Source organism: Brevibacterium sp. CT2-23B (assembly GCF_013168765.1).
Lineage (GTDB): Bacteria > Actinomycetota > Actinomycetes > Actinomycetales > Brevibacteriaceae > Brevibacterium > Brevibacterium sediminis.
On record NZ_JABBYK010000002.1, the window covers coordinates 423,612 to 435,535 of the forward strand.

Sequence of the window (11,924 nt, forward strand, 5' to 3'; positions counted from 1 at the left end):
CCGGTCATGCCGAAGGACACAGGCAAGAAAGTCATTGCGAGGAACCGCAAGGCGCGCCACGACTACCACATCGAAGACACGTGGGAGGCCGGACTCGTACTCACCGGCACCGAGGTGAAATCGCTGCGCGAAGGCCGAGCCTCGCTCACCGACGGCTTTGCCCTCATCTTCCAGAATGAGGCCTGGCTGGAGAACGTCTACATTCCCGAATACCTGCAGGGGACGTGGACGAATCACTCGGCCCGCCGCCGTCGTAAGCTGCTGCTCCATCGCGAGGAGATCCTCAAGATCTCGCAGAAAGTCAAGGAATCCGGCCGGACCCTGGTCCCGCTGGAGCTGTACTTCGACGGCTCACGCGTCAAAGTCGAGATCGCCCTGGCCCGCGGCAAGCGCGAATGGGATAAGCGACAGGCACTGCGCGAAGCGCAGGACAAACGCGAAGCCGAACGCGCCATGAAGTCCAAGCAGTACCTGTAAGGGTTGGTCGACGGCGGGTTCGATTCCCGCCATCTCCACCGTCTCTCGGCTCCGTCGCCGAGGCGGTCCGAGCGCATCCGAGCGCGTCCGGTCACGTATTCGCGGAGTTCAGGGAATGCAATTGGCTCGGTCTGCGTTGTACGAGTATGCTGGAGTATCTGATCGGCGCCAGCAGCCGCCTCGGCGGATGAAACAGCTGATCAGGTTTGGTAACAGAATATGGGGATGATCGGTTTCGACGTTGGACACTGCGTCGGGAGAAGCGGGCCGAGAATGCAGAGTCATCTCGTTAATGTCCTCTGCAAAACAATAGGTGCTAAGTCTAACAACCGCACCGATTTCGCCCTCGCTGCCTGATAGAGCGCGAGCTGCGAATCCGTCAGCCTAGAGTTGCCTCTGCTCTAGATCCTGGCGTCGCTTAAGAGGCCACTGCTTCAGGCACATGTTGGGGGTGCCTGAGGGACTTTCACTCAACTCCGTTCGTTGGCTTACGTGTTCGTGCGATAGCCAGAACCTAAGACACTAATTCACGAACTGCGCCCGGAGAAGTCCTGACAATCTGCCGACGGACGCGGGTTCGATTCCCGCCATCTCCACGTGTCTAAGCCCCGGATTCCGCAAGGATCCGGGGCTTTTCGCTGTCCGGATATCCCCAGACCTGCAGTTTCACCACATCGACACCGGTGAACACCATCGCCGAGGCGGCCGGACAGGGCCGTTCCCACCTGTCCTTTGGAGAGCGGCTGGGTTCAGCCCCGATGAGATACGGTGGATCCGAGTTCAGAGAGGGGACCGGCACCGATGTTCTATCCGCCGCTGATCGGCTATCTGCTCCTCGCCGTTGTCTGCGTCATTCTCGTGTTGGTCATCCGCGGCGACCGTCTGCCCCGCAATCGTGCAATCGGAATCCGGTCGGCGCTGACGCTGCGGTCCGAGGCTTCTTGGAAAGCTGGCCACCGTGCGGCGATTCCCGTGCTCATCACCATCAGCATCGTCGCCGTCGGGTTCTCGATTGCACTGTTGAGCGTTGAGAAATTCGCCTGGCCGCAGGCAGTCGGAGCCGTTCTCGCGGTTTCGGGGTGGCTGTTCATCCTCGGCCTCTTTGTCAGAGTCTGGATGACGGCCAACCGCGCGGCACGGTCCGCGGACAACTGACCTGCCACGGTGACGACCTCCCACGGCGTCGACCGCCATACCGTCGTCTGGGCACCCACTTCGCGACGCCCTCGCGAGACCCGGGAGTTCCGACCACTCGGCCGATCACGATCAGCCATTCGGCCGAGGCCCGGCCTCCCCGAAACGGGAAGGATCGAGGGTGTCAGACAGCAGCCACGCGCCGGTCGTGAAACCCCGGCCCAGCACAGTGACTGCTCACTCCGATCCGATAAGGACGCTCCACACTCATGAAGAAGGCACTCATCGCCCTCGGCACCATCGTCATCATCCTCATCGCCCTCATCGGCGGACTCATCGTGGCTGAGAACCGTGCGAAAGTCGCACTCGAAGCCGACGTCGCCGACTACCTTGACGGCTGCGCGATCACACCCGACACGATCGACGTCCACGGTCGCCCCTACCTCCTCTACGCTGCACAGCACACCGCAGACCTCAGCTACGTCGATCTCAACCCAGCGAAGGGAACGAACAAGGATCAGGTCCTCGTCCACCACCTCGTCAACGGCCACGCCGACCGGCTCACCCGCTTCATCACCTTCGACTACCCGTCAGGCCAGGTCCGGCCGGTGAAGAATCCCGATGACTCCTACACCGAGGTGGCCACCATCGACGGCAAGAGGGTGACCTTCTCCGCCCGGGCGGAAGGCAACCGGCTCGATGTTCTCGCCGACGAGCGTTTCCTCACCGACCGCGCCCTTCCGCAGGCGGCCGAAGTGCGGAACGTGTCCGCGGGAGACGATGGCGTCGTCGTCGAGGTCGAATACGCTGACACCGACTGCCGCTGACACCGACTGCCGCCGATTTGGTCAGCGCAGCGCACGACACTGCCGATCCCGAGAAACCAGAACCTGGCATCCGGCGTTGACTAGACTGTGTGCAAATGAGACGACTCCTCACCTGGCTGTGGCTGATCCCGGTCCCGCTGACCTTCGCCTTCGAACTGCTCGTCGGCAGCGGGTGGCCGCTGATCCTCGGCAACGTCATCGCCGTGGCCGTCGGCCTACCCATCCTCATTCGAGCTCAGTTGCGTCCGGGACGGTCTACACGGCTGGAGTGGGCCGTCCTCGGACTGCTCGGCGGCCTCGTCCTGGCCGCCGTCGCCGTCACGCTGAGCCTGACGACTCTGTGGCTGAGCCTGGTGGCGCTGGCGATGCTCACGCGCGCATCCTCGGGCCGGGTGAGCATCGTCTCCATCATCGTCCTCGCGATTGCGAACATCGTCTGCCCCATGGCAATGGCTGACGATGGAACCTTCGCGCTTATGGTGTTCCCGCTGGTCATCGCCGCGATCGCGATCGGTCTGATGCTGCGATCGAACGACCGCACCCTGATCGAGAGACAGGCCACCGCCACCGAGGCGGAACGACGTCGCATCGCCACCGAACTCCACGACCTCATCGCCCACGAGGTGACCGGAATCGTCGTCCTCGCCCAAGCCGCCGGGCGCAGCGACAACCCGGACCTGAGAACAACGGCCCTGGCGAAGATCGAAGATTCGGGGACCCGCGCGCTCGAGGAGATCCGCCGCCTCGTCTCCGACGCTCGAAGCGGCACGCGAACCGATGACTCACCCGCCACCGCTGCGGGAACGGTGTCCGATCCTGGCCCGGGGGCCGCTTCCCGCACCCCGATCGCTTCGGGGCCGCAGGCTCTGCGTGACCGGGTCGCGGCGTTCGGCAAGTCTGCGACGATCACAATCGACACCCCCACCGAGGTGGCCGCCCCGGTCTGGCCCGTCCTCGACCGTGTCCTCGTCGAATCCCTGACGAACGTGCGCCGTCACGCCGGCGCCGATGTCCCGGTGACGGTCACCGTCATGACCGAGCCCACCACCCCGACTGTCTCAGCCGTCGCCGAAAACCTCGCCGGGCCCGACGTTCTCGGCACTCTGGTCATGACCGTGACCAACGGAGTCGGTTCCGGTGGGGTCGGTGCCGGTAGCGGCACGGGACTGAACAGTCTGCGCGTGAGGGTGAGCCACCTCGGCGGGAGGATCGAGGCGGGACCCGAACCCGGGGGAGGATGGAGCGTGGTCGCGCGACTGCCGCTCAATCCACTGAACGACCACCGAACAGGGGAGAACCGATGATCACCGTCGCTGTCATCGACGATCAGGAGATGGTGCGGATGGGATTCTCACTCATCCTTGACGCCGAAGCCGATATCCGCGTCATCGGGCAAGCCGCCGACGGCGTCGACGCGATCGCTCTTGTCAAACGCGAACAGCCCGATGTGGTGCTGCTCGATATCCGCATGCCGCGCCTCGACGGTTTGGCTGCGCTTCCGCGACTGACTCCGTATTCGCAGGTCATCATGGTCACCACCTTCGACGATGACGACTACGTCGATGCGGCTCTCGCCGGGGGAGCCAGCGGATTCCTGCTCAAGGACGCCGGAGCCGACCTTCTGCTCGCCGGAGTCCGAGCGGCGGCGAACGGCGATGCGCTCATCTCGCCCTCGCTCACTCTCGACCTGCTCCGACGGCGCACCGCCGCACCCCGGTCGGAGACCGCGCGCATCGACCGCCTCAGCGATCGGGAGACCGAGATCGCGAAGCTCGTTGCCGTGGGGCGGACGAACCAGGAGATCTGCACCGAGCTCTTCATCTCACTCGGCACCGTGAAGACCCACCTGGGCAGCATCCAGACGCGACTCGATGCCCGTAACCGCGTCGAGATCGCCGCCCGGATGTGGGAATCCGGGGCCATGAACTCCAACGGCTGACGAGCGCGGACTCTTCTCCCACGCTGCAGTCGTCTCACCTACCCCAACCGCACCCACCCCGCCAGCCGTGCCGGGATCAGCCGAATGGCCGACCCCGTTCGTCGATTCTCGGTCGCACGGCCGATTTGCCAGATCTCCGTTTCGGGAAGGATAGAAGCCATGACACGACCTCAACCCGACACCACACGCCCTGCCGACACCGCGAGCCTCGCCGATACCGCGAGCTCTGCCGATATTCGATCTCGACCCCGCATCGCCGCACTCGACGTCATCCGCGGGTTCGCCCTGTGCGGGATCCTGCTGGTCAACCTGCCGCCGATCTTCGGCCTCGGCGTCGAGGGTGGGGCCCTCGACTTCTACCGTTTCTACGAAGACTTCGTGCAGAACCGCTTCTTCCCGATCTTCTCGTTCCTCTTCGGAATCGGGTTCGGACTCATGTGGCTGTCCGCCCGGGACCGCAGCCACCGACCGCGCCTGGCTCTGCTGCGCCGGTTCGCCTTCCTCAGCATCCTCGGTGGCCTCCATCAACTCCTCCAACCCGGCGAGGCGCTGCTTCCATATGCACTCGCCGGGATCGTCTTCCTGCTGCCGGCCACGTGGATCGCCGACCGGTGGCGGAACGTCATCACTGCGATCCTCGGCGTCGTTCTGCTCATCGCCGGAGTGGCCACCGGAGGCGGAATGGCCGTCATCCCCGGACTCTTCCTGCTCGGCTTCGCCATCGGCGGCAGCGATTTCCTCCGATCCGTGCTCAACCGCCCGGGGCGAGTCGCGATCGCCGGTGGTCTCGCACTGCTCGTGACGATCGTCGGCTTCGCCGTGACGGACTACACGACCCGTCAGATCAACCAGTGGATCAATGCCGGCCTGGGCCTGTGTATGGCCCTGACCTATATCGTCGCCATCCTGCTGCTCCTGCGCACCCCCGCCGAGGCGGTCCTGAAGTCCGTATTCGCACCGCTGGGTCGGATGGCGCTGAGCAACTACGTCGGCGCCACCGTCATCCTTGTCGCCGTTCGGCTGGCAGCGCCCGACCTCGCCCGGTTCGACGACCACGGAGGATACGTCGCCGGACTCGTCATCTGTGCCGCGATCATCATCGTCCAGGTCGTCGTCTCAACTCTGTGGCTCCGCCGTTTCGGACAGGGTCCGCTGGAGAAGCTGTGGCGCCTCGTCACCTGGGGCCGGTCGGCACAGCAAGACCAGCGTCTGAACCAGGGCCGCCACCAGCTGCGCAACTAGCCGGTCACCCTCACGAGTTCACGCGAATGACCTCTTCTTGGTACGGTGCGATGATCTCACCGGAGATCCGCAGGTCGAGGAGCAGGAAGGGCCGTTCGTCGACCGGGCGGGACTTCCACTCCTCGACGACTGCGAGATCGCTCATGGTGCGGACGGCGACCCCGTGCCCACCAGCTGCTGTGGCGAGGGCCGCGAAATCGATCTCGTCGATGAGCATGGGCGACTTCTCCAGCCCCTTGAGCCCGTACAGGTTGACCTCGGCACCGTAGGCCGCGTCATTGAAGACCACGGCCAGACCGCGACCGCCGGCCACCCGAATCGCGGTGTCGAGGTCGGACAGTGCCATGGCTCCGCCGCCGTCACCGGTGGTGAGCACGATCGTCGAGTCCGGGTTCGCGCGGGCGGCCCCGGCGACGCTGTGCCAACCGAGTCCGATCGATTGGAAGGCGGTGCCGACCATCGCCAGTCGGTCGGGTGCACTGGGCTCCCAGAACATGTTCGCCCAGGCGATGAAATGTCCTCCGTCGGAGACGACGACCCGATCCTCGGGCAGAACCTCGCCGAGGCGGTTCGCCGCCGCACGCGGATCGAGCCGACCACCGTCGGCGAGCTCCGACCCGACGACGTAGGCACGGTCGGCAGCGGTGTCGACGGAATCGTGCCAGCGTGCGTCGGCACTGTCCGAACTCCCAGCACTGCCTGCGCCGGTCGCCGCCAGGCGCGCGATGAGTTCGGCGGCGGCGAGTTTCGCATCGGCTCGGATGAAGCCGCCGACTCGAGCATTCGTGGCACGGTCGTCGGTGTCGATCTGCCATACAGTCGTCGAGGGATGGAAGAGGTCTCCGAAACGCATGGTGAATTGATTGAGCGAGGCTCCGAAGACCACGGCCACATCGGCCTCGCGGACGCGCTCCATCGCTGCCGGGGCACCGAATCCGCCGGCGACTCCCAAATCGTGTTCGGCAGCCGAGAAGATGTTGCGTCCCAGCGCGGTCGTCACGGTGAGTGCTCCCGTGATGTCCACGAGTTCACCGAGTTCGGACTCGGCTCCGGCCAACCAGGCACCGCGGCCGGCGAGCAGCAGGGGACGTTTCGCTCCAGACAGATCGGCGGCAAGGCGATCAAGAGCCGCATGTGCGAATTCGCCGGTCGGTGCCATCGGCGAGGGACGACTGGGGCCGGGGACAACCGGGATCTCACCGAGGTCCAGAGTCGCCACATCGTAGGGAATGGCCAGGACGACGGGCATTCGGTAGGTCAGCGCATGCTCGATGGCGGTCACGGTAGCTGCGGCGGCATCGACCCGACCGACGGTGTAGGTGCGCACACCCACGGCGGAGGCCATGGCGATCTGGTCGACGTCCCATGGGCGGGGGCCGGACGTGGGCTCATCCCCGACGACGAGGACGAGGGGAACCCGGGCTTGTGCCGCCTCGGCGAGGGCGGTGAGCGTATTCGTGAACCCCGCACCATACGTCGTTGTGGCCGCGGCGATCTGCCCGGAGGTGCGGTAGTGAGCGTCGGCGGCGACGACGGCTCCGGCCTCGTGGCGGACGGCGGTGTAGGTTGCCGAGGTGTTACGCAGCAGGGCGTCGAGGAAGTAGGCATTGCCGTTGCCCATGAGGCCGAAGACCTCGTCGATGTGGGCGGCAAGGGTGTGCGCGACGTGCGCGGAGGTATGAGCCATGGCAGGCCTTTCGCGAATGAGATATGGAAATGAGGGATCCATATATGTCTCACACGCGCGGTTTGCGGCTTCGTGCTCCTTTTTCGAGCACCGGCTGATGTGCCGCTCGCCCTGGGCACCCATTTCCGGGGGCTGCCGTGGGCGGCTCAGCCTGACTCTTCGAATATAAGTGACTGTGGTCTGAGACACCAAGTCGAGCGAGGTCCTAGAACTACCTGACGGCGGCTCAGCAACCTCGCGCGAGGTTGCTGAGCCGCCGTCAGGTAGCAATTAGCGGGTGATGCGTTCCTTCCAGGCGGCCATGACCTCGGGCGAGGTCGGCTTCGACGCGAAGGACCCGACGAGGTAGCCGACCAGCGAGGCGATGAGGCCCAGGTAGATGGCCTCGTTGGCGTAGATGCCCGCCACGATCATGACGACCACGGTGGTCACGGCGCCGAGGATCATGCCGGCCATGACGCCGACGATCGTTCCGCGCTTGAACACGAGACCGCCGAGGATCGGGATGAACAGACCGGCCACCAGCAGGTTGTAGGCCACGGTGAGCGCCTCGACGACGCTGGGCATGATCATCGCGAGCACCAGCGTGACGACGCCGAGCACGATGAGGTAGATGCGCGAGTCGCGGATCTCATCTCCGGTCTCGCGCACCAGCGATCGCACGAGCGTCGACTTCGCACCCGAGCCGGATTCCGAGCCGGAAATGCCGGACGCACTCGCCGAGGCGTCCGATCCATCCGTCGCCGCATCCTTCGCACCGGCTCCCGCACCGACGCCGTCGCCGCGTTCAGGAACGATGTCCTTGCGGGCGAGGATCGGTTCGACGATGTCCTGACGACAGACGGTCGAAGCGGCCATGAGCGAACCCGATGCCGTCGACATCATCGCGGCCAGGGCCGCAGCGAGCACGATTCCGGCGAGCACCGGAGACATCGAAGCATCGACGACGGCGACGAACACATCGTCCTGGACTTCGATGCCGGGCACGATCTTCGTCGCGGCCATGCCGATGAGCGCACCGGCGACAGCGTAGAGCAGGCAGTAGACGCCGGCGGAGAAGCCGCCCCACCTGGCCACACCCGGGCTGCGGGCGGTGAACACGCGCTGCCAGATGTCCTGGCCGATGAGCAGTCCGAGGGTGTAGATGAGGATGTAGCCGAGGATTGCCTCCCAGCCGATGCCCACCGGTGAGGTGTGCGATTCGGGCAGCGAGGAGAACAGCTCGGAGATGCCTCCGGACTTCGAAAGCACGATGGGCAGCATGATGAGGAAGATGCCGATCGTCTGGATGAAGAACTGCACGAAGTCCGTGAGCGTGATCGACCACATGCCGCCGAGCATCGAATAGAGGATGACGATGCCGCCGCCGATGAGCACCGACCACACCTTGTTGAGATCGAACAGGGCATGGAAGACCGTGGCGTAGGCGACCGTCGACGTCGTCGAGATCATCAGACCGTAGGCGGTCATGATCGCTCCGGAGACGAAACGGGAGCCCTTGCCGTATCGCAGTTCGAGCATCTGCGAGACCGTGTAGATCTCGAGCTTCTGAATCTTCGGAGCGAAGAACAGCGAGAGCGCGATGATGCCCAAGCCGATCGCGAAGACGAGCCACATTCCCGACAGCCCAGCCGTGTAGCCGAGGCCGACTCCGCCGATCGTCGACGCGCCGCCGAGGACGACGGCCGACATCGTGCCGGTGTACAGCAGTCCGCCGAGGCGGCGCCCTGCGACCAGGAAGTCCTCCTGGTTATGGGCCTTGAAGCGGCCCCAGACTCCGAATCCCACCATGGCGGCGAGATAGATGATGACTACCAAAGAGTCCACAGCGACCCTTTCTGTTGGATCGGCTCAGTGACCGACGGTGATGTGAATGGCGGTGGGAACGGTGCGATCGAGCGCCTCGGCGATGGCTTGCGGCAGAGCGGAATCGATGTCCGCTTCGGCGATCGTCACCCCGGCCCCACCCATGGATTCGCCGAGCTTCGCGAAGTCCGGACGGGCGAGCCTGACAGCGAAGGGTTCGATGTCGCGGTCGACCATCTGACCCTCGATCTCCGCATATCCGCCGTTGTCGACGACGACGAAGGGGATGCCCAGTCCCAGCTCGGCAGCGGTCATGAGCTCCTGGATGGAGAACATGGCCGCACCATCGCCGAGGATGCACACGACCGGTCGCGCAGGATCGGCGACCTTCGCTCCGAGGGCGGCGGGAATGCCGTAGCCCAAAGTGGCGAATCCCGGCATGTAGAGCAGCTGGTCGGGCGTGCTCGCCGTCAGCGCGTGCACCGTGCCGTCGTAGGTGACCTGCGAGGAGTCACCGGAGATGACGACGGTCGATCCCGCACCTGCTTCGACGAGTCGGGTGACCCGGGCACCGATCGCATCGAAGTCGAAATCGGTGGCCCAGGTCTCTCGGATCCGGGCGACCCGATCGGCCCCGGAGTCCTTCGCCGAGGCGGCGCTGTCGTTTCCGATTCCGAGCGCGCTCATGAGCGCGGTGAGGAACTCGGAAGTGTCCGCGCAGGCGAGGATGTCCCCGGGCAGGTTCTTGTTCAGCTGGTCGGGGTCGATATCGCAGCGGATGACGGTCTGTCCGGCAGACTCATCACGCACACCGATGCTCGTCTGCGCACCGATGACCCCGCCCCACAGGTCGGAGTCGGCCAATTCGGAGCCGAGCACGATGAGCACATCTGCCGCCGCGGATTCGGCCTGCACGCTGGGGAAGCGCACATTCGAACCCAACGACAGAGGATGCGTCTCGGACACGATTCCCTTGCCGTTGGCCGTCGTCGCCAGCGGAGCGTCGAGGCCCTCGACGAGACGAGCCACCTCGGCGTGGGCGCCCCTGGCGCCGCCGCCGGCGATGACCAGCGGACGCTTCGCCGTACGGATCGCCTCGGCGGCGCGGGACACCACATGATCATCGAGTCCGGGACGGCGACCCGCGAACGGGACCGGAACGCTTCCGTTCCATGCGCCCTCGAGCACGTCGAGGGGAACCTCGATATGCACGGGTCCGGGACGGGCCGAGTCGAACATGGCGAACGCCTCGGCGACGGCCTGAGCAGCACCTTCGGCGGTGCGGGTGCGCTGGGAGGACACGAGGAGGTGGCCCACCGCACCGGAGGAGTCCTTCGTCTCGTGGAGCATGCCGACGTCGGCGCGCTCGAACCCGGTGGGCACACCGGGGGAGAGGATGAGCATCGGTCGGGACTCGGCATAGGCGGTCGCGGCGGCGGTGATGACGTTCGTCAGCCCCGGTCCCGAGGTCGTGATGACGACCCCGGGCTTGCCCGAGACGAGGAAGTACCCGTCGGCACCGTAGCCGGCACCCTGCTCGTGGCGGGGTGTGACGGCCCGGATCCCGAATTCGGGCAGATGCCGGTAGAGCTCGAGATTGTGCGTGCCGGGGATGCCGAAGATCGTGTCGACACCGTGGGCGGCCAGAGTCGCGACGACCGCGCGACCACCGTTGCGGACGTTCTGTTCGGTGCTCATTCAGACTCCGAGGGCATCGCCGGCGGGCCCGGAGGGAGCGGTGACTCCGTTGTTCTCCGCCGCCCAGAGGGACAGGACCTCGTAGCCGACATGAGCGGCGGCGAGTCCGGTGACTTCGGCATGGTCGTAGGCGGGGGCGACTTCGACGATCTCGGCGCCGACGACATTGAGTCCCTGGAGCCCGCGGATCGAGTTGAGCAGCTCACGGCTGGTCATTCCACCTGCCTCGGGGGTGCCGGTGCCGGGTGCGGCCGCCGGATCGAGGACGTCGATGTCGACGGACAGGTAGACCGGAGCGTCGCCGAGGCGACCCCGCATCCGGGCGACGACGTCCTGGACGGAGGTGAACTGGTATTCGTCGCTGCGGATGATCTGGAAGCCGAGCACCTCATCATCCTCGAGGTCCTTCTTCCCATAGAGGGGACCGCGGATGCCGATGTGCATCGAAGCAGTCATGTCGATGAGGCCCTCTTCGCTGGCGCGGCGGAAGGGAGTGCCGTGGGTGTAGGGCGCACCGAAGTAGGTGTCCCAGGTGTCCAGGTGCGCATCGAAGTGGAGCACGGCGATCTTGCCGTGCGTCTTGTGCAGCGAGCGCAGGTTCGGCAGGGCCAGGGTGTGATCCCCGCCGAGGGTGAGCAGCTTGGCCCCGTCGGCGCGCATGGCGTCGGCGTTGGCCTCGACGGTGGTGATGGCCTCTTCGATGTCAAAGGGATTGACGCCGAGGTCACCGCAGTCGGCGACCTGCTGCCAGGTGAACGGGTGGACGTTCGTGGCCTGGTTGTAGGGGCGCAGCAGCTTCGAGGACTGGCGGATGTGAGCAGGTCCGAAGCGGGCGCCGGGACGGTAGCTGACGCCGGCGTCGAAGGGGATGCCGATGACCTTGACGTCGATCTTCTCGCCGGGACGCTCGGCTTCGACTTCGTCGATGCGCGGCAGCAGTCCGAACGTCGGGGGTCCTGCGTAGCGGGGTGTCTTGCTGTAGTCGGCTGGGCCGAGCGGCTGAGACGTCACTGGCTTGCTCCTTCGTCGTAGCGGCTGACCCGACCCGAACGGGCCGGAGGTGATGCCCTCAGCCTAGGACGTGGGTCACACAACACCGATATCCATTAAGGAG

At 65.5% G+C, this 11,924-nt stretch carries 10 protein-coding genes and 1 other RNA gene; 7 read left to right on the forward strand and 4 right to left on the reverse strand.

Annotated elements, in window-relative coordinates; translation table 11 throughout:
• Positions 1-6: 6 nt before the first annotated feature.
• From smpB to HIM68_RS07025, 7 genes are all read left to right on the forward strand, one after another.
• The gene (gene smpB, locus HIM68_RS06995; RefSeq protein WP_101547462.1) at positions 7-477 is read left to right on the forward strand and encodes an SsrA-binding protein SmpB; all 471 of its coding nucleotides are present in this window, start codon (positions 7-9) and stop codon (positions 475-477) included.
• 221 nt (positions 478-698) lie between these two features.
• Positions 699-1,076: a transfer-messenger RNA gene (ssrA, locus tag HIM68_RS07000) on the forward strand.
• A gap of 169 nt (positions 1,077-1,245) precedes the next feature.
• Positions 1,246-1,632: an SdpI family protein gene (locus HIM68_RS07005; RefSeq protein ID WP_172170912.1), complete on the forward strand. Its 387-nt coding sequence runs from the start codon at positions 1,246-1,248 to the stop codon at positions 1,630-1,632.
• A gap of 248 nt (positions 1,633-1,880) precedes the next feature.
• Positions 1,881-2,438: a hypothetical protein gene (locus HIM68_RS07010; protein WP_172170914.1), complete on the forward strand. Its 558-nt coding sequence runs from the start codon at positions 1,881-1,883 to the stop codon at positions 2,436-2,438.
• A gap of 95 nt (positions 2,439-2,533) precedes the next feature.
• Complete coding sequence (locus HIM68_RS07015) at positions 2,534-3,742, forward strand: sensor histidine kinase (protein ID WP_172170916.1); 1,209 nt, start codon at positions 2,534-2,536, stop codon at positions 3,740-3,742.
• Entirely contained in the window at positions 3,739-4,377 is a 639-nt protein-coding gene (locus tag HIM68_RS07020) for a response regulator transcription factor (RefSeq protein ID WP_172170918.1), read from the forward strand. Before HIM68_RS07015 ends, HIM68_RS07020 begins: the two co-directional genes overlap by 4 nt.
• 159 nt (positions 4,378-4,536) lie before the next feature.
• Positions 4,537-5,619 (forward strand): DUF418 domain-containing protein, encoded by a 1,083-nt coding sequence (locus tag HIM68_RS07025; protein ID WP_172170920.1) that lies wholly within the window; start codon positions 4,537-4,539, stop codon positions 5,617-5,619.
• A 10-nt stretch (positions 5,620-5,629) separates the two neighbouring features.
• Here the strand turns inward: HIM68_RS07025 and HIM68_RS07030 are convergent, their stop codons facing one another.
• The 4 genes from HIM68_RS07030 to speB all read right to left on the reverse strand — a co-directional run bounded on the left by HIM68_RS07030 (position 5,630) and on the right by speB (position 11,821).
• Complete coding sequence (locus HIM68_RS07030; RefSeq protein WP_172170922.1) at positions 5,630-7,306, reverse strand: thiamine pyrophosphate-binding protein; 1,677 nt, start codon at positions 7,304-7,306, stop codon at positions 5,630-5,632.
• Positions 7,307-7,576: 270 nt separating this feature from the next.
• Positions 7,577-9,133 carry a sodium:solute symporter gene (locus HIM68_RS07035; protein WP_172170924.1) on the reverse strand — a complete coding sequence of 519 codons (1,557 nt, stop codon included), beginning with the start codon at positions 9,131-9,133 and terminating at the stop codon, positions 7,577-7,579.
• 24 nt (positions 9,134-9,157) lie between these two features.
• Positions 9,158-10,810, reverse strand: a complete 1,653-nt coding sequence (locus tag HIM68_RS07040; RefSeq protein ID WP_172170926.1) for a thiamine pyrophosphate-binding protein — start codon at positions 10,808-10,810, stop codon at positions 9,158-9,160.
• Entirely contained in the window at positions 10,811-11,821 is a 1,011-nt protein-coding gene (speB, locus tag HIM68_RS07045) for an agmatinase (protein WP_139908563.1), read from the reverse strand.
• Between the last annotated feature and the right edge of the window lie 103 nt (positions 11,822-11,924).